This is a genomic window from Stenotrophomonas sp. 01N47, from assembly GCF_056399165.1.
In genome coordinates this window covers 344,917-363,095 of sequence record NZ_JBFTQU010000003.1, presented here as the reverse complement: position 1 = coordinate 363,095, position 18,179 = coordinate 344,917, and the positions used below count along the sequence as shown (strand labels likewise).

18 protein-coding genes, 1 tRNA gene and 1 pseudogene are annotated in these 18,179 nt (G+C 61.0%); 4 read left to right on the top strand and 16 right to left on the bottom strand.

The window, feature by feature from the left end; translation table 11 throughout:
* Window positions 1-62: 62 nt before the first annotated feature.
* Window positions 63-284 carry a CsbD family protein gene (locus AC1DKR_RS07845; protein ID WP_089241428.1) on the bottom strand — a complete coding sequence of 74 codons (222 nt, stop codon included), beginning with the start codon at window positions 282-284 and terminating at the stop codon, window positions 63-65.
* A gap of 194 nt (window positions 285-478) precedes the next feature.
* On the opposite strand from AC1DKR_RS07845, the gene AC1DKR_RS07840 reads away from it, so the two are divergent.
* A complete protein-coding gene (locus AC1DKR_RS07840; protein WP_478032126.1) occupies window positions 479-1,042 on the top strand; it encodes a hypothetical protein in 564 nt (187 codons plus the stop codon).
* A 76-nt stretch (window positions 1,043-1,118) separates the two neighbouring features.
* On the opposite strand, the gene AC1DKR_RS07835 is transcribed toward AC1DKR_RS07840, so the two are convergent.
* The 5 genes and pseudogenes from AC1DKR_RS07835 to AC1DKR_RS07815 all read right to left on the bottom strand — a co-directional run bounded on the left by AC1DKR_RS07835 (window position 1,119) and on the right by AC1DKR_RS07815 (window position 5,042).
* Entirely contained in the window at window positions 1,119-1,256 is a 138-nt protein-coding gene (locus AC1DKR_RS07835; RefSeq protein WP_019661832.1) for an entericidin A/B family lipoprotein, read from the bottom strand.
* A 166-nt stretch (window positions 1,257-1,422) separates the two neighbouring features.
* Window positions 1,423-2,343, bottom strand: coding sequence for an arginase (rocF, locus tag AC1DKR_RS07830; RefSeq protein WP_478032124.1), 921 nt, complete (start codon window positions 2,341-2,343; stop codon window positions 1,423-1,425).
* 132 nt (window positions 2,344-2,475) lie between these two features.
* Window positions 2,476-3,634, bottom strand: a pseudogene (locus AC1DKR_RS07825) (IS3 family transposase).
* Window positions 3,621-3,941 carry a hypothetical protein gene (locus AC1DKR_RS07820; protein ID WP_478032122.1) on the bottom strand — a complete coding sequence of 107 codons (321 nt, stop codon included), beginning with the start codon at window positions 3,939-3,941 and terminating at the stop codon, window positions 3,621-3,623. The pseudogene AC1DKR_RS07825 and the gene AC1DKR_RS07820 overlap by 14 nt, the downstream one beginning before the upstream one ends.
* Before the next feature lie 558 nt (window positions 3,942-4,499).
* Window positions 4,500-5,042: a hypothetical protein gene (locus tag AC1DKR_RS07815; RefSeq protein WP_478032120.1), complete on the bottom strand. Its 543-nt coding sequence runs from the start codon at window positions 5,040-5,042 to the stop codon at window positions 4,500-4,502.
* 2,075 nt (window positions 5,043-7,117) lie between these two features.
* Between AC1DKR_RS07815 and AC1DKR_RS07810 the strand changes: the two genes are divergently transcribed.
* Window positions 7,118-7,981: an SEL1-like repeat protein gene (locus AC1DKR_RS07810; RefSeq protein ID WP_478032118.1), complete on the top strand. Its 864-nt coding sequence runs from the start codon at window positions 7,118-7,120 to the stop codon at window positions 7,979-7,981.
* 981 nt (window positions 7,982-8,962) lie between these two features.
* Here the strand turns inward: AC1DKR_RS07810 and AC1DKR_RS07805 are convergent.
* The 8 genes from AC1DKR_RS07805 to birA form a co-directional block, all read right to left on the bottom strand.
* Window positions 8,963-9,514, bottom strand: coding sequence for a DUF4376 domain-containing protein (locus AC1DKR_RS07805; RefSeq protein WP_478032116.1), 552 nt, complete (start codon window positions 9,512-9,514; stop codon window positions 8,963-8,965).
* A 2-nt stretch (window positions 9,515-9,516) separates the two neighbouring features.
* On the bottom strand, window positions 9,517-10,458 hold the full coding sequence (locus tag AC1DKR_RS07800; protein ID WP_478032183.1) for a tape measure protein: 942 nt from the start codon (window positions 10,456-10,458) through the stop codon (window positions 9,517-9,519).
* Window positions 10,459-10,760: 302 nt separating this feature from the next.
* Window positions 10,761-11,213, bottom strand: coding sequence for a CPBP family glutamic-type intramembrane protease (locus AC1DKR_RS07795; RefSeq protein WP_478032114.1), 453 nt, complete (start codon window positions 11,211-11,213; stop codon window positions 10,761-10,763).
* 261 nt (window positions 11,214-11,474) lie between these two features.
* Window positions 11,475-11,786: a hypothetical protein gene (locus tag AC1DKR_RS07790; RefSeq protein WP_478032111.1), complete on the bottom strand. Its 312-nt coding sequence runs from the start codon at window positions 11,784-11,786 to the stop codon at window positions 11,475-11,477.
* 294 nt (window positions 11,787-12,080) lie between these two features.
* Window positions 12,081-12,156, bottom strand: a tRNA-Thr gene (locus AC1DKR_RS07785).
* Window positions 12,157-12,197: 41 nt separating this feature from the next.
* The gene (locus AC1DKR_RS07780) at window positions 12,198-13,031 is read right to left on the bottom strand and encodes an SPOR domain-containing protein (protein WP_105163274.1); all 834 of its coding nucleotides are present in this window, start codon (window positions 13,029-13,031) and stop codon (window positions 12,198-12,200) included.
* A gap of 9 nt (window positions 13,032-13,040) precedes the next feature.
* Window positions 13,041-13,772 (bottom strand): type III pantothenate kinase, encoded by a 732-nt coding sequence (locus AC1DKR_RS07775; protein WP_025878323.1) that lies wholly within the window; start codon window positions 13,770-13,772, stop codon window positions 13,041-13,043.
* Window positions 13,769-14,734 (bottom strand): bifunctional biotin--[acetyl-CoA-carboxylase] ligase/biotin operon repressor BirA, encoded by a 966-nt coding sequence (gene birA, locus AC1DKR_RS07770; RefSeq protein WP_363734318.1) that lies wholly within the window; start codon window positions 14,732-14,734, stop codon window positions 13,769-13,771. Before birA ends, AC1DKR_RS07775 begins: the two co-directional genes overlap by 4 nt.
* A gap of 143 nt (window positions 14,735-14,877) precedes the next feature.
* Here birA and AC1DKR_RS07765 point away from each other — a divergent pair, with 143 nt between their 5' ends.
* The gene (locus AC1DKR_RS07765; RefSeq protein ID WP_088100739.1) at window positions 14,878-15,153 is read left to right on the top strand and encodes a hypothetical protein; all 276 of its coding nucleotides are present in this window, start codon (window positions 14,878-14,880) and stop codon (window positions 15,151-15,153) included.
* The gene (locus AC1DKR_RS07760) at window positions 15,120-15,911 is read left to right on the top strand and encodes a M90 family metallopeptidase (RefSeq protein WP_312787152.1); all 792 of its coding nucleotides are present in this window, start codon (window positions 15,120-15,122) and stop codon (window positions 15,909-15,911) included. Before AC1DKR_RS07765 ends, AC1DKR_RS07760 begins: the two co-directional genes overlap by 34 nt.
* Window positions 15,912-15,996: 85 nt before the next feature.
* Here the strand turns inward: AC1DKR_RS07760 and AC1DKR_RS07755 are convergent, their stop codons facing one another.
* Window positions 15,997-17,421 (bottom strand): ATP-binding protein, encoded by a 1,425-nt coding sequence (locus tag AC1DKR_RS07755; protein WP_032978238.1) that lies wholly within the window; start codon window positions 17,419-17,421, stop codon window positions 15,997-15,999.
* A gap of 22 nt (window positions 17,422-17,443) precedes the next feature.
* Window positions 17,444-18,127: a response regulator transcription factor gene (locus AC1DKR_RS07750; protein ID WP_004136763.1), complete on the bottom strand. Its 684-nt coding sequence runs from the start codon at window positions 18,125-18,127 to the stop codon at window positions 17,444-17,446.
* Window positions 18,128-18,179 lie beyond the last annotated feature (52 nt).

Here is an 18,179-nt window from a genome sequence, read left to right as displayed (position 1 = left end):
CGCCCGCACCTTCCGGCGCGGGCGTTGTCTGTGGAGGCAGAACGTGGGCGTGCGTCGCCCGGTTACTTGTAGTCCGGATAGTCCTTGCTCACGCTGTCCTGGAAGTCGCGGACTTCTTTCTCAGCGCGGTCCTTGGCCCAGCCATAGCGCTCCTGCAGGCGGCCTGCCAGATATTCGGCATTGCCCTCGGCCACATCGAAATCGTCATTGGTCAGATCGCCCCACTTCGCCTGGGCCTTGCCCTTGAGCTGGGACCACTTGCCGGAAATGATGTCTTTGTTCATTGCTGAGGCTTCCTTGGAATGCAACGGCGTTGTTACCGTGCATGCAGCTTCCCGCAACGGCTGTTGAAGCACGGTCAACCGACCATGAAAACGCTGCTCACCTGCTTGAATGGTTCACTCAACCCCATGCTCCGCGCGTTTCCATATAATTCATGAACTCATCTTCAGATGAAATCACCCCCATGGAGAGGCTGATGCGGAGCGTTGCCGAAAAGGATTCTGCTGTCCTGAAGAAATTCAACGACGAACTTGCGACGATGGTGCGCAGCCAACCTCTGCAGAAGGTCAATGAGGCATCCAGGCCTTTGCTCCAAGTCATCGCATATCACCTGATCTTTGAGTTCCTCATCGAAAAGTGGATTGACTATGCGGTCAATGACGGAAATTCGGTGTTCCGCGGAATAGAGAAAATTGGTTTCCACAACAAGCTCTATCTCGCCAAGAATCTGGGCTTCCCCAAGGATCTTTTCCAGATCCTTGATCAGATCAACAACGAGCGCAATCAGCTTGCCCACAAGATCGACAGGAAGCCTTGGGCCACAAGGGATCTAATGAAGCTGGGCGAGCAAGCCGACAAGCTTGGCAGCCCGGGGTCGAAGCTTGCCGAACTTCGTCTCTCCAATGGGAAGTCGATTGCCTCTGGGGACGCGCTGACTGAGAGCGAACTGCTGTATCTGGTTCTCACCGCAATTTACGGAAAACTCCACAATTTCGTTTTCACTGATATCCACAACAGACGGTCATCCCCACTTCACTGACGGCACCTCACATCACCTGTGCACAAAAAAGGCCGGGAAGATCCCGGCCTTTTCCGTGCTGCGCACCACCTCAGGCTCAGTTGCCCTTGGCAGCATCCTCAACCTTCTCACCAGCCTTCTGCACGTCCTTGCCGGCACCGGCAACGGTGTTGCAACCGGCCAGCAGGGCCACCGAGAACATCGACAACAGCATCAGGGCAACTACGCGCTTCATGGGCTTCTCCTTGGGTTTGCCGCTACACCGCTCAATCACGGGGTTCGGTTGTATTGATCGGGGCGGCAGGCTGGTTGAAGCCAACACTGCCGCGTGAGGTGCAATCTGGCGGCAGGGGCGTGGAGCGCGTGTGAACGGTTCGTCCAACCGTTCAGACTGGACCCTCTCAGTCGCGCATCAGGGTCGATTTTCCGAACAGGCTTTCCACCAGGTCCACGGCCAGTTCGGCGGTGCTGTTGTGGTTGTCCAGCAACGGATTGAGTTCGACGATATCCAGCGAGCCCATGCGGCCGCTGTCGGCGATCATCTCCATCACCAGCTGCGCTTCACGGTAGTTCACCCCGCCCGGCACCGTGGTGCCCACACCCGGGGCGATGCTCGGGTCGAGGAAATCAACATCGAAGCTGACGTGCAGGTGGGTGTTCTCATCGATGCCGGCCAGCGCCGCTTCCACGGTGCGCTTCATGCCGTTCTCGTCGATGTAGCGCATGTCGTAGACGTCGACCTTGTGGGTTTTGATCAGGCGCTTCTCGTCCGGGTCCACCGAACGGATGCCGATCTGGTGCATCTGCGAAGGCTTGATTGCCGGCGAGCTGCCGCCCAGCCTGGTCAGCGCATCCGGGCCGAGGCCGCACAGGCACGCCACCGGCATGCCGTGGATGTTGCCCGACGGGGTCACATCGCTGGTGTTGAAGTCCGAATGCGCATCCAGCCACAGCACGCGCAGGTCCTTGCCCTGCTCACGGCACCAACGCGCGACCGCGGTGATCGAACCGATGCCCAGGCAGTGGTCGCCACCGAGCATGATCGGCATGCGCCCGGCCTGCAGTTCGGCATAGCTGGCTTCCATCAGTGCGTGGTTCCACGCCACCACCTCGTCCAGGTGGCGGTAGCCCTGCACCGGCGCGGTCCACGGGTTGCGCGGGCCGTCCAGGTTGCCGAGGTCGCGCACGTCCACGCCGCGCGCTTCCAGTGCTTCAGGCAGGCCAGCCACGCGCAGGGCTTCCGGCCCCAGCCGGGCGCCGCGATGGCCCGCCCCGATGTCGGTGGGGACGCCGATCAGGGTAACGGCGGGATGATGGGCCATGGGTGCCTCCTGCGAACGAAAAAGAAGCACAGTCTAGCCAGACGCATGTGACACCACTCGCGGCGGTGCAGCAGGACCACCACTGGTAGTGCTGGCCGTTGGCCGGCAACCACGCTGTGCTCAAGGTGGGTTCTACCCCGATATCACGGACGGTTCTAAAGGAGTTGCAACCTTCTGATCCTGCCTGGCGATCCTTCGCCGCATCCTTGGGTTGTGGCGTCGCTCAATGTAGTCAAACACATCCGCTCTTGCTGCATCCAGTGTGGGGTAGCTCGTTCGATAGATCCGCTCGCGCTTCAGTAGCCCAAAAAAAGCCTTCGCAGGCCGCGTTGTCGCCGCAATGCCCCACAGCGCTCATTGAGCAGATCAGCCCGTTAGCGGCGAGATACCCCTGGTAGTCGCCGCTGCGGAACTGACTGCCACGATCCGAATGCAGGATCACCTCATTGCTTCCTTGCCGCTGCCACACCGCCATCTGCACAGCCCGGATCACCATCTGACGGTCCTGCCGAGCGTGCATTGACCAGCCCACAATGCGCTGGTCGTACAGATCCAGCACGATGCACAGATACAGCTTGCCTTGCTGGGTCTTGATCTCGGTGATATCGGTCACCCACTTGGTTTCCGGCTCCAGCGCGAGAAAATCGCGTTCAAGCAGGTTGACCACGCCCGGCGGCGTTACGGCCGGGCTGCCACGCGTCCCGCGACGCTTCCGCCGGGGCCAGCCCTGCAGGCCGTCGGCCGCCATCAGGCGCGCGACCCGGTTCAAGCTGGCACTTTCGCCCTCCTCAGCCAGGTCTTCGCGCATGCGACCAGCCCCCCAACGTACCGCGGCTGTCTTCGTGCAGTTCGCGCATCCGTACCACCAGGCGCTCATTGTCGACCTGCCGGGCGCTCGCAGGGCGCTTGCTCCACGCGTAGTAGCCGCTGGCCGATACCTTCAGGCACCGGCACATCAGCCGGATCGGAAAATCATCGCGGCAACGTTCGATCACCTGATACCTCAGGATGATCCCTTTGCAAAGAACGTCGCCGCTTCTCGCAAAAAATCCCGTTCCTTCTTTACCCGCGCCAGCTAACGCTTGAGGCGTGCCAACTCCTCATCCCGAGGTGTCCCGGCGCCCCCGAAGGCGATAGCCCCCGGGCTCTGTGCCTCGCGCTTCCAGCGCGTCAGCAGGGTGTCGCGGATCCCCAGCTCCCGGGCCACCTGGGCGCAGGTGACGCCGGGCTGGCTCGCCTGCGCAACCGCTCCGCGCTTGAACTCGGCACTGAACTTCCTACGCTTTGACATGAACACTCCTGATGGCCTGGATCGGCCTTCTCATAAGTGTCCGTGAAAACGGGGGTGACCCCCCCTTGGCCTGTAACGATCGCGCCGCATCGGCCAGGCGCTTCCGGTTGGCGAAAAGCTCCTGCTCAAGGATGGCAGCCTCGGTCTGGTTCCACTGCTGGATCTCCGCCCACACCGCCCGCTCTGCCGGGCTGGTGCCGGCGCGGAACGCATCATTCATCGCCTTCGGGGTCTTGGGCCGCTTCTTGCCAGGGTCGTGGGCGAAGAGCGCGGCGAAATCCCGCAGCGACACGGTGGCACCGGTCATGCAGACCAGCTTCTGGTAGTCGGCTTCGATTTGGGCGGAATAGCAGATGGCCGCAGCTGGCGCGGCGTGATGGTTACAGGCCGCTCACGTCTAGACCATCACATCCATCCCGTTGCCCACCGGTGCCGGTGCCGGTGCCGGGTTGCCGAATGAAGCATAGGTGCCCTCACCGCTACGTATTGGCCGCTGCCGGCGATGCGGATCTGTGCGCTGGGTGATGAGGGGCGACCCCGCGAGGTCGCCCCGATCCAATCAACCCCACACGCCGAAGCGAGCGCGCATGACGCCGCTCTCGTCGTAACACCGCCAGTGACCATCGCTGTACTCGGTACGCCGACCGCCCGATGGAGATGAGACGCGGAACACGTCAGCCAGCACGTCGAAGGCGCTTAGGCCGGCGCGGCCGCAGGACTTCCTTGACCCGCTCCAGCTCCACTGTCCCCGCCTCAGCCAAGCGTCGGGCCTGCTGCAACCGCTCAGATGTCGGGGGCAATGCAGACGATCGAGCGTAGCTCAACCCGGTATTCAGTTAGAGCAAGATCAAACGCGGAGTGGCTCTCAACGCGAGGCACAGGTTTTCGAGGTGAGCCATGAGGCAGGAACCCGCCAGACTTCCGCGCCTTCCTCGTCATCACCCTCATAGATCGCGAAGCGCCCATCTTTCTCGCGGCGCATGGTGGGACTGAAGGTGATCGCGTCGATGTCGTTGCCCGAGCCAAAGAAGCGCATTTCCCCGCCACAGACGAAGTTGGACCCAGGCTCCTCCCCCAGTGAGGAACAAGTCAGCGGTGAAGATTCCGCGCGAACAACTCGCTCTACCCGGGGCTGAATGTCACCTTGGTCGGAAAGCTCGCAGAAATAGTCGACGATAGTGCTTCGCATATCAGCCTGCGAGGGCATCCACGCTGGGCAGCCGTTCGCGCCATAGCAACTGCTTGCAGGAGCAGTGGAGGCAATAGGATCTGATGGGGCCGCGACCGCCAAGGAGAGCGGAAGCATGGATGCTGAGATGGCAAGCAGCACATGAAGATTGGCGGGCATCGGCATTTTTGATGAGTTGAAGTCTTGTTGTGGCTTAGGGAGCCTACATCTCTTGATCATCATTTTCTCGCTTTGGAGATGATCTACAGGGCGCTGTAGAGGCGTCATTGGTCGAGAGTGTCAGTCCACGCCGTCTGCTATGAACACGGGACGGCCAATACCCCTCGTCAGAATGTCCGCTCCAACCAGGCGCCGTCTTCCAGGAATTCACCACTGAACCGCCATCGCCAGTCATCGGACAGTCGCGGCGTCGCTCGAATCGAAACGCCATCCTTGCCGTAGATTTGGATAGCTTGGTTGTTCACTGACATCTCTCTGTGGTGGGGGTCGGAGACTAGAGACACAATTACGCGCGCTGAGCCAAGGTACGTGTCTCCGTGCCTAACTAGAATATGGGCCCACTGCGGAATCGATCCTTCCAGCCGTGGAATTCGAACTGAAACGATATTTCCCGACCGGGAGATCTCCCGGGTATCCAACCACCCCCATTGCGAGCGCGAGTCGGTAGCGGAGTAGCGAATGCTGACCAACGTTGCTGTGGGCGGCGGCTCCGGTGACGTTGCAGTGAGTTCGAACTCAATCAAGCCATGACTTGGATACCGATTGAGCTGCTGGGCCGTCATTTCAACACGGCGATTTCGAGATGCAAAAACCTCATCTGAAGGCCAAGCTTGTACCGGGCTAGTACCGATCAAGCCGACAAAGGCAGCGATAACTTTTACATAAGGCAAAGTGTGGCGGTGATGCTGCATGCTTGGTGGCCATGAAGTCGAGGAGCTAGCGCAATTGGATCCTGCAAAAATTAAATCGCCCTACTAATTTGGCAGATGCGATCATCCAAATACAAGTGTGCGCACGAAGAACAAGAACTTTCTTGGCGCCGGCAGACCCCCATCAGTTCGCCTATGCCACTGGCGGGTGCTTGTTTAGAGCGGGCGTCGCATATCGTCAAAGATCTGGTGCGGCGCTCGCCCAAGCCGGCGCGCGCGCCTTCAATGAGGGCCTTCCGTGTCGGCCGCGCGCGGAGACGTTTTGGTACGCAACTGGCGCAGCGCTGCTCAGTCGAAATCGGCTGATCGGCTGATCGGCTGATCGGCATGCTGCCCTGAATCCGGCGAGCTAGGTTTCCTTGCCCTACCTGCGCAATCACCAGCCGACCGAGCTTCATTTCATTAGGTGTTGCTTTTCAGCCTCGTATATCGCGCTCACTCGACACCTCAGAGATATTTTCAGAACGCTCGATGATTTATCGACAAAAACTGAGACAACCATCACAACAACACAACATGATAATTGCGGCAAGTGCCATCAGGCTTATTGCGCACGCATCCAATCACATATTCGAATACTCCCAGGGAAAAATACGGCAAACTCTTCCTCTTCTATACAAATAAAAACTCGGCCCGATCGACCGCCATCAAGCGAACTCGGAAATCTAGCAATTCAAACGGAGAAGGAAGTGCGAAAAGGAGAACTAATCAAATGGCTCATTGCAATTACAGCATTTGCTCTAATTTCAATTCTATACACGAATGAAATCAATCCCAAAAAGGATGTCAGCGCAGAGACTAAATCCGAAACTTCCGCCCCATTGCCAGCTCGCTAGATCGTCGCGCTTCCCCCAGCCCCACTTCCTCCGGCACCACCTACGGGCGGACACCCGTAAGAACCAGAATACTCCTGTTGAACATAGGACTGTCCGAGCTCGAGGGGCATGCCAATTAGCGATTTCCGACATCGTCACCAGTGCTTTCCTAAACAAGATATGAGGATGACCCATGAGCCGGGCGACGCTCGCTCAGGTTTCGCCTATGCAGCCAGCCGGTGCTCGTAGAGCGGGCGCTTGTCCTCAAAGATCAGGTACGACGCACCAGGTCAACTGCAGCCAACGTGACAGCAGAGACAGCTGTCCACATTGGCACCGAATGTTACATCGTAACAAGCGCGCTCAGTCGTGTTGCGCCTGCCCCTGGTCACATATTGAACTAGCAGCACCTCGGCAAAGCGAAGATGAGCGTGACCACACTGCGCGAACCAGTGTTCACTCCAGACATCACATAGCTGTTCTTCACGATGGAAAAGCCGATACGAACCACGACAAGGGCTGAACTATGAGCAGAGTTAAAACTATCTCCATGATCCTTGTGGCCTTCGTCTTCCTCGGGGCCGCCACGGTCGGGCTGAGATGGTTCTTTGGATTTGGAAGATCCGCTGCACTCGAGCTACCGACCACAGCACAAGAGAGCACTAATCCAGCCGACGCTAAGACCGTCAGTGCTCATTCACTGCCGAACAACGTCCGCCGGGAAGTAGGCAAATCATTCACCTTCATAAGAGGGCCGGAACTGAGGCCTCCTGGGGACCCTAGAGTATGGATCGATTCGCTCAAGGGTGCTGCCGAAAGAGGTGACGCCGAGGCGTCTTACAGCATCTATCTTGCACTTATGGACTGTGAGATGTACCTCAAGGCCAGCTCACCTGAAGAGCTCCAACAATCCCAGTCTCTTGGTGTTGCGCCCCAGTATGAACAAACGGTGCTACGGAAGCTCACCGAATGCGCATCTCTAGACGCGTCTGAAATGAACCAAATTGGCGTCTGGCTAACCAGGGCAGCAAGCCAAGGCTCAATTGAAGCACAAGTCGCATACGCGACAAGCCCAAACAGAATACTGGGCACAGAACCGGACGAAAAATCCGAACAGTTTCGCGAATGGCAAGGCAACGCAATCGCCTATCTGCAGGAAGCAATGCTGAAAGGAAGCATCGATGCGCTAGCAAACCTATCGAACTCGTACATGGCTGGGGTCATCACGTCACGAGATCCTATCCGCGCATATGCGAGCCAGCTCGCGCTCAATGAAATAAACCCCAACTTCTCCAGCGAAAATTATCGGCGTGAAATCGCCAAGGAACTAAGCCCCGCGCAGATTCATAGAGCTCAAGAGTTGAGCAAGAAATTCTTTACCGATGTCACCAAAGATGCGGGGGCGCTGCAATGATTGCAATTTATAACAAAGCAGCAGTCGCATCATTGATTTTCGCTGGACTGTCAGCCATCGCGATAGCGAAGGCCGGAATATTGACAGATCGCTACGGCCCATTTACATGCAATACGTGCCTGTTGCAAACGCCGCAACCTGATGCCGCGACACTATCATTCATACTTGGGCATCGCGCATTCTCCGGAATGAGAAACGGAAACGTCATTACCATCTGCGGCCCTTCCGCATGCGTTTCATACACTAGGACCGATTACCGTAACTTCGAAGGAGGCCCTGTTAGACCGATGACTCAGGGCAATCCAGGCGGAGGGACTGGGAGCGGCGGCGCTCAAACAGGCGGCCGCACTCCATCCACAGGGCCAATTTCTGGGGGCGGTGGCCGCACTGGCACTGTTACCGTTGGTGGCGGTGGCGGTGGAAGGACGGGCTCCGTAACGGTCGGCCCCAGCGGACCGCTTCCGAAACTACCTAAGGGTTCACAAGAAATCTAGCGCCATGAAACACTAAAGGCGGCCTTGCTAGGCCGCCTTTTTACAGCTTCAAAATTCCATTCATAACGAACCAAAAACAACCTTCATCATCCACCTAGCAGACACATAATTATCCATGAACCTCGCCATTTTTTGTACCACAATCGCATTGATAGCTGGATTCATGGGTGCAACTCCTTGGAAGGCATCTTCCATGGGCGCAGTGGTGGCATTCGTTTCTGGGTTCGTAGCATTCATTGTTGAGAATGGCTTTCCGGATTGGTTCGGCCTCTACAGAGTTTCAGTCTTTGCACTGCTGTTCGCTCTACCCGCTGCGATAATTTCATTCACTGTCGCCAAACTTAAGCGATAGACCCGCTCTCTGAAAAGCAATTGCGCCGGTCATGCGGACCAGCCTCTGATACGCGGCTTCGATTTGGGCGGAATAGCACATGGCCGCAATCTGGCCGCAGGCCGCGTTGTGGCAGCGTGATGGGTGCGGCAGGAGTCAGTCCGCGCCCAATCCAGCGACAGGGGGGCTTTCGTGTCCGAGGCCGGATCCCGGCGGCCAGCCCGCCATCACGTCGTAGGCGTCCACGTCAGCCTGCGTCTGCAACTGCTCGATTGCCTCATGGTGCGCGTGCTCGGCGGTGAAGCAGGCCTGCACGTGAGCGGAGATGGCCAGGGCGATACCCTGCAGCTCCGGCGCGGTCAGCTGCACCCAGCCGCTTTGCGCCTTGAAATCCACCGATTCCAGCCCGCCGAGTTGGATGGCCGACAGAACGCCGCTCAGACGATTCTGGTCATCAAGGCAAGTACCCACGCGAACGCCGTTGGGTTCGATGCCGCCAGTCTCCCGATTCCAACGTTCGGCCGTGACCGCAGCAACCCGATCAGCTTTCACTTCATCCAATGTACGTATCGGTTCCACCGGCAGCGGCGTGTTGCCATCATCCAGCCAGCGCTGGTAGTCGACCCACATCCAATGGCCGCGCGGAATGGACGTGCCCGTATCAACGCAGAAGACTCGATCCAGATCAGTTGTCAGCTTATAGGTCATAGTCAAAACTCCGGATCAGCAAGAACAGTGCACCGCCCGGAACCGTTGTCGCCCCAAGACACCACAGCGCCGGCCGGAGCAAGGCCGCCAGGGTTTCCGATTCCGACCAACACGACCACGTCGGTATCAGCGCCAAGTTGCAATGCCCCAAGGTCAATGTTTAGAACATGGCCCGCCGACCCAGACGCGATCACGTTCATGGTGCCGGTGTACGTCAGGGAGGGATTGACTCGCTTGCGAACCTTGAGTGGTCGGCCAGCTCGGCTATCACCGTTCGTCGTGAATGTGATGCCGGTCAACTGCACGAATTCAACGGGTTCGCAGTAGCGATAGCAACGAGCCAACAGCGTGGCAGGATCTTCATCCACAAATGCGGTAGCGGTATCACCGCGTTCAACCTTGAAATCACGGAAGGCGAATTGCCCGTTCTGGACTCCGGCCTGCCCCCCGCAGAGCTCAAACAGGACACGGATGTAGCCGTCCATATTTGTACCTACGTTTGCGCCATCTACGGCAGGCAAATCGCAAGTAACGCTGTAGCGCGTCGGCACAGTGGTCAGCGCCTGCGCCTGCTCCATCACCGAGTTCAGCTCTTCGCCACGCAGAGTGCCCGAAGCAAATGCTTGGCCAAGCTGTACCAGCGCCGCCACTGCACTAGCAGAAGTTGAGCCACTTATGACCATCGTCTTGCTGATGGTCTCTACGACACGTGCCAGCACGGCCCCAGACAAACCGGTGGCCTCCTGGTTCATCGCGATGCGCTGGTAGAGCTCGGCGGTTGCCCCCAACGGCTGACGCGTTGCTTTAATTTGAGCAAGCGTTGCCCCTTTGAGCGAAAGGGCATGGCGACGACGGAGTTCTCGGATTCCAATCTTGTTGCCATGATGTGACACAACCATGGCAACGCATGCAAGTCCGCATTCGGCGGCCTCCGAATTGGCTATGGCGTCAATAGGCTAATCTCTCCACACGGCGATATCTTTTCGCCCCCCCCCCCCCGGAACAGAAGTTCTAAGGGCGAATTCGTCCTAGACAGATAATTATTTACTGGGGCCTCTAGGGATGCATCGAGAACCAGCTCTCGAATGAAGCATTCTGCCTGAATTAACGATTTTGGCGAACTAGAAAAAATAGTGAATTTGATCAATTTCGGTCACGAATTTAGATCATTCAATATTCACGATGAGCTGTGCGGGAAGTTAGCACGCATACCTGTCGACGCATGGACGGGTGCGGGCGCCCCTAATCAAGGATAGCTTCCGTAATAGTCCCTGGGCGTTGGGTAGAAAATAACCCACTGCGTTATCGCAAGATTTATTGCGCCGTGGATTATTGATCGCTGAACCGTACCCAGCCTGAACGAGTGAACGCAAATGCAGAGGAGTATTGAGTAGAAAAAAGATGAGGTTACCGCGCCGACGTGAACTTCAGCAAATACAACGCTAACCATGATGATGCTCAACACACGACCGAAATAGTGGGAGACGCCATCCAGAAGGAGGTGTCTAACCACCTTCTCTTCAAACAATGGGGCGACGACGCAACTGGTAATAAGGCCGAGGATATAGAAATTTACTGGGATTTCACCAAAGGGAATGTAGTTGGTTTCGTATCTCGCGGGGAGGCCGATGAATATTATCCATAGTGCTCCGGACAAGAGTCCGATGCCCAACAGAACGACCCAAGCCCGAACGTCCATTCTCTCCGGGGTTCATCGGGGAACAGCCAGACGCAAACAAGGAAGGCGAGGAGTTCGGTCATTGCCTTTGATCCGAAAACGTCGAATGTGTTTAGAATCCCTTGGGCTGCTGCGATCGCTATCGTCGCAATTGCTGCGACGAATATTTTGTTTTCCGCGATGGGGCGAGGCCTCCGCCTCCAGAGCGCAATTTTATCAGTCACAAGCTTCGTTCTCCTAGGGGCCTAGGCCCTAGTTTGAGCCTAGGCCCGAGCCAGCGCCTTAGTTAAGCATGATGTGCTTGTAAATCATGCCCGCAGCGCCGATTCCGCTGAATGGCGCGGCTCTTCCGTACATGTAGGCGGCTTGACCTAGATCGTGGATGGTTCCGCTGATGTGCGTACCGTTGCTCGGACCAATCTGGAACTTAATTCCGCCCGTTCCACCCGAAATTTCTGCAACTTCAAGTTCATTCAAATCACGCAACTGCGCGCGCGCGGCATCGCGCTTGTCACACGCCTCCTTCAGGGTCACCTCCGGGTAGACCCGATGGAGAGCAACTTCTCCTTGCCCGCATGGCGGTACTTCATTCACCAGTAGCGATTTCCATTGGGCATGACCTGCAGATAGAGCCCTGCTCCTGCTGCAAGGCTGTAGGGCTTCTCCTTTCCCTTTGCGTTCCTTGCAGCCATATCCGTCAACGACTTAGCGGCCATTGGGGGTACATCCTCCTATCGATCTAGCTTAGTTCCCCATGTACCCCCAATTGCACCCCCTAGGCGGGTGGATGCTCATGGACGACCGGGGACAAAAAGCACAAAAAAACCCGCTATTTCAGCGGGTTGATTGTGCACCGTGAACATCTGCGGATGCCAGTGGATCGGAAGATGGTGCCGCTTATCCGAATCGAACGGATGACCTACTGTTTACAAGACAGTTGCTCTACCAACTGAGCTAAAGCGGCACGGGGTGAAACGCCTACGGCAGCGCCGTGGTTGGGGAATTCTAGCGCAGTCGCGTGCATTCCAGCGACCGTTGCTGCGCGGCACCGCTGCGCTGCTGCGCCTGGGCCGGTTCGCTGCCGGTGGCCAGCTGCCCTTCCAGCCACCATTGGCCGGCATCGCCGCTGGCCACCAGACGTGGCTGGAAGCCGGCGGCCTGCACCGCGGCCATGCGCCGTTCGGCGCCCTCGCGGTTGCGGTACTGGCCCAGCGCAATGGCGTTGGTCTCGTCGCCCTGGCTGATGATGTAGTAGTCGCTCAGCCCGGCAGCGACGATGCGCTTGACCGTGGCCTGCGCGTCATCGCGGCTGGCGGCGGCGGGCAGCAGCACGCGGTAACGGGCGCTGCCGCTGGCGGCGGGCTGCTCGCGCAGGCGCACCTGGCTCAACAGGTTGCCCGCACGGCTCTGCGCAGCGGTGGCAGCGGCGCGGTCGGCGAACGGGCCCAGCGCCAGGCAGCGCGGCGGTGCTGCAGGGCCTGCGGGTTTCTCGGCCACCGGTTCCGGCGCTGGCTTGGCGACGGCGGCCACCGGCTCAGGCGCCTTCACTGGTTCGGCGGGCTTGCTGGGTGCTGCAGGTGTCGCCGCTGCCGGTGCGGGTGCAGCGGCCACTGCGGTAGCCGGCGCTGCCTCACGCTCCACCAGTGCTTCAGTGGGTGCCGCTGCCGAGGCCTGCGCGGCCACAGCCGCATCGGTGCCACCGGGCAACCAGCGCAGCTCGGCCACGCCGGTCGGGGGCGGTGGCAACGGCGCGCGCGCGGGTTCATCGCGCAACAGCCACCAGGTGGCAACACCAAGATTGAGGATCGCCAGCACGACGATCAGGGCACGGGTCAGCATGCGCCGATACTAGCCTGCGGGCTGGTGCACCGCCCAGCGGGCGAGGCCATCCAGCACCAGCGAGGGGTGATAGTCGGCGCCGTCCAGCAGCGGCATCAGCGCGGGTGCGCCACCGCCATGCACCAGCAGCGACGGCATGACGCCCAGCAGCGCCTGTGCCTGGCGGGCGCTGCGTTCAACCAGCGCCACGGCGGCACCATCGCAGCCGGAGGCCAGCGCGTCGGCGGTGTCGTTGGCGAATTCGCTGTAGTCACCGCCGCTGGCCGGCAGCTGCACCGCGCGCGCGTGCAGCGCCTCGCGCATGGTGGTCGGCGAGGCGGAAATGCGTCCACCGTGATGCTGGCCGTTGGCATCAAGCAGGTCGATGGTCAACGCGGTGCCGACACCGACCACCAGCACCGGCCGCTGTGCCTTGGCGGCAGCCAGCAGCGCCAGGAAGCGGTCGACACCGAATTTTTCCGGCTTGGCGTAGGCAATGCGTACACCCGCACACTGGGCGCTGGTACGCACCACATGCACGTGCTCGAAGCGGCGCTGCAGCTGATCGAGCATCGCGCTGGTCAGCGACGGCGCGGCGACGCTGGCCACAAACGCGGTGCCGCCACTGGGAAGGCTGTGCGGCGGTTGCCCGGCCATGCCCTCGGCGCCATGCGCCCAGGCCTGCACATCACCGGCACGGTCACCCTGCAACGGCGCGAACTTGAAGCGCGAATTGCCCAGATCGAACAACCAGTCGCTCATGCTTTTCTCACACTGACTTCGCCGGCATGCAGCAGGCGCTCGCGGCCATCGATACGCACGCGCAACGCGCCATCGTCAGCCAAGCCGAGCGCGGTACCGTGCTGCCATTCGCCATCCAGCTGCACGCGCACTTCGCGCCCGGCCAGCATGTCGAACGCTGCGTAACGCGGCAGGAACGGCGCCAGCCCTTCCCGGTCGAATTCCTCCAGCGCCGGTAGTAGGCGTGCCAGCACCGCGGCCACCACCGTGTTGCGATCCACCGATGCGCCGGCCAGCGTGTCCAGGTCCACCCACGGCTGGGTGATCTGTTCGGCGAACGCCGGCGGCATGTGCACGTTGATGCCGATGCCGATCACTGCACGCGCCGGGCCGGCGTATTCGCCACCACCCTCGGCCAGCAGGCCCACCAGCTTGCGGCCATCGACCAGCACGTCGTTCGGCCACTTCAGCTGCGCCTGCGTGTAGCCCAGGTCGTGCAGGGCTTCGGCCACGGCGACGCCGGCGACCAGGCTCAGCCCGGCCAAGCGGCCCAGGCCACCCTCGAACAGGCGCAGCACCGACAGATACACATGCGCGGCCAGCGGCGACGCCCAGGTGCGCCCGCGACGGCCACGGCCGCCGGTCTGGCGCTCGGCCAACAGGACGCTGACACCGCGCTGGGGCGCGCTGCAGCGCAGCAATTCGGCGTTGGTGGAATCCACCGTCCAGACCACCTGCAGGTCGTGCAACAGTGTTGCGGCCTCCTTGGGCAGGCCGGCGCGGATGGCTCCGGCTTCCAGCAGGTCGACCGGCCGGGTCAGCCCGTAACCCTCGCCTGCACGCCCTTCAACCTCAACGCCGGCGGCCCTAAGCCCTTGAATACGCTTCCAAATGGCGGCCCGGGTCTGGCCCAGCTCACGGGCCAGGGCGTCGCCGGACAGGCGACCGGCAGCGAGTTTGGCCAGCAATTGGCGATCGTCCACGGCAGCTTCCACAAGGTCAGGACGGAATTATGCGGGAAACCCGCCAGCGACGCCCGCCAGCCCCGGTTCCGGCGGGCTTCCAATCTGGCGCCGGGTTCGGGCTAGAATCGGGAACTCACCTTCCCTTAACGTGGATGTCGTCAATGCGCCGTTATGCCCATTGCCTGATCCTGCTGACGATGCCCTTCGCGGCGTCTGCAACAGCAGCGCTTGATGACAGCCGTGGCGCCTGCGTCTACTCGGCCAGCGATGCAGCCTCGCAGCGCACACCGACCAACACGCCGACAGCGACGGCCGCCAAGCCGGCACCGGTACGTCCGGCCGCCGCGACCAGCAGCGGCGGTGGCGGTGACGACGATGTACTGCAGCGCATCCGCGCGCCGAAGTGGCACAGCTACTTGCCGGGTATGTTCCGCTGATCAAGTCGTTGCTGCAGTGGTTGCGGCCCGCGCCGCGACCGATCGAAGACGCACACTGGAACGATGCCTGCCACCGCGCAGCGTGGTTGCGCGGCCTGGACGACGAACGACGTAGACGCCTGCGCGCGCTGACCACGCGTTTCCTGCATGAGAAGACCATCTCCCCGATCGGCGACCTGCAGCTGCAGCCGGCCGATGGCGTGCTGCTGGCCGCGCTGTGCTGCCTGCCGCTGCTGGAGTTCGGCGAGGTGGGGCTGGAAGGCTGGTCGCAGCTGATCGTCTACCCCGATGCGTTCCGCGTGCATCGCAGCCACATGGATGCCGCCGGGGTACTGCACGAGTGGGATGACGAGCTGATCGGCGAGTCGTGGGACAGCGGTCCGCTGATTCTTTCGTGGGCCGATGTGCAGGCCGATCTGGCGGCACCGCATGAGGGTTACTGCGTGGCCGTGCATGAGATGGTGCACAAGCTGGATGCGCTCGACGGTGCGATGGACGGCACGCCACCGTTGCCGCGTGCGTGGCAACGCGAGTGGGCAGCTGACTTCCAGAGATCGTACGACGCGTTCTGTGCGCAGGTGGATGCCGGCGTGGAAACACTGATCGATCCGTATGCGGCAGAGGCGCCGGAAGAGTTCTTCGCGGTGGCCAGTGAGTACCACTTCTCTGCGCCGGACCTGCTGTCCGAAGCGTTGCCGGAGGTGGCTGCGCATCTCAGGCGGTTCTACGGCGAGCCGCCGAGGATAGAAATACGGTAGCGCCGGCCGCTGGCCGGAAACCTGGCAATGCCATCGAAGATCATGAGGTTGCCGGCCAGCGGCCGGCACTACCGAGTGCGGAGGCTTACGGCCCCGGCGGCAGCCGCACTTCGAAACGGGCGCCGCCCAGTTCGCTGGAGCGGGACACCTGCAGCTCGCCGCGGTAGTCCTTGATCAGGTCCTGCACGATCGACAGGCCGATGCCGTGGCCCTGTACGCGCTCATCGCCGCGCACGCCACGCTGCAGCACCTTGCCGATGTCCTCCGGAGCAATACCCGGGCCATCGTCATCCACCGCCAGCAGCAGACCGGCGCGACGCGCATTCGGCGCCGGCAACGGCTGCGCGGTCAGCAGCACGCGGCGCTTGGCCCACTTGAACGCGTTCTCCAGCAGGTTGCCCAGCAGTTCCTGCAGGTCACCCGGTTCGCCGTGGAAGCGCGCGGCCGGGTCGATATCGAATTCGCACAGCACGCCCTTGGACGCATAGACCTTTTCCAGGCCACGCACGATCTCTTCGGCGTTGGATTCGATCGGCAGCGGTGCCGAGAACAGCTTGTGGCCCGACGAGGCCGCGCGTGCCAGCTGGTAGGACACCAGGTTGTTCATGCGCTGCAGCTGCACGTCCAGCTCTTCGCGCAGGGCGCCATCGCCGGCGCCGCTGTCCATCTGCGTACGCAGCACCGCAATCGGCGTCTTCAGGCTGTGCGCCAGGTCGGCCAGGGTATTGCGCTGGCGTTCCAGGTTCTCACGCTCGCCCTCGATGAAGGCATTGATGCTGTCGGTCAACGGCTCCAGCTCGCGCGGGTGGCGTTCGCTCATGCGCTCGGTCTCGCCGCGCTGGACCTTGGTCAGTTCGGTGATCACCCGCCGCAACGGGCGCAGGCTCCACTGCAGGATGACCGTCTGCAGCAGCAGCAGAATCAGGCCGATGCCGCCCAGGTAGAACCAGACCCGGCTGCGGAAAACGCGCAGCTGCGCACCCAGCGCGCGCGAGTCTTCCATCACGTAGATGGTGTACGGGAATTCGGTGGCCGGGTCGGCGTCGGCATCCCACACCAGGCCCAGGCCGTAGCGGTACACCGAGCCCTGGCTGCCGTCGATCTGGATCATCGGCAGCGGGCCTTCGAAGACTTCCTGGCGCGGGGCCAGCAGGCCACCGCCGACCGTGGGCAGCATCGGGCCTTCGGCGGACATCGAATTGCCCTTGCCGTCGGGCATGACGACCTGCAGGTACAGGCCGCTGCCGGGCACGTCGAAACGCGGATCCGGCGGCTGCTCGCGGATGTACAGCGAGCGGTCGCGGGTGAAGTCGATCCCGGCCGCATAGGCGGTGGCATAGTTCTTCAGGCGCTCGCGCAGGTTCGCCTTCGCCGTATCGGCGAAGGCGGCATCAAGCGCGTAACCGGCCAGGGCCAGGAACGCGACCAGACCCACGGACGCGGCGAACATCTGGCGCGCCTGCAGAGAGCGCGGCCGCCAGCGTCGGAAGAACCACAGACGGCCGGACATCGTTTATCGCCTGCTGAAGGCCTCAGCCCTCGTTGCGCGGAATCGCGAAGCGGTAGCCACGACCGCGTACGGTCTCGATCGGCTTCAGTTCGCCATCCGGGTCCAGCTTCTTGCGCAGGCGGCCGATGAACACTTCCAGCACGTTCGAATCACGATCGAAGTCCTGCTGGTAGATGTGCTCGGTGAGGTCGGCCTTGGAGACCAGTTCTCCGGCATGCATCATCAGGTACTCCAGCACCTTGTACTCGTAGCTGGTGAGGTCGACATTGCTGCCGGCCACGCTGACGGTCTGCGCTGCCAGATCCAAAGCAACCGGGCCGCATTCCAGGGTCGGCTTGCTCCAGCCTGCGGCGCGGCGCAGCAGCGCGTTGACGCGGGCCAGCAGCTCTTCCACATGGAACGGCTTGACCAGGTAATCGTCGGCGCCCTGCTTCAGGCCCTCGACCTTGTCCTGCCAGCTCGAACGCGCGGTCAGGATCAACACCGGGAACTTCTTGCCTTCGTCGCGCAGGGCCTTGATCAGCTCCATGCCCGACATCTTGGGCAGGCCAAGGTCGATGATGCCGACGTCGAACGGCACTTCGCGGCCCATGTACAGGCCTTCTTCGCCGTCCTGCGCTGCATCGACGGCAAAACCTTCGCGCTTGAGCCGGGCTGCCAGGGTCTCACGCAGCGGGGCTTCGTCTTCGACCAGAAGGATACGCATGAACTCTCCCTAGTGTGCTGGGTGCGGCCCGGAGGCCTGTGGGTACGGGTTG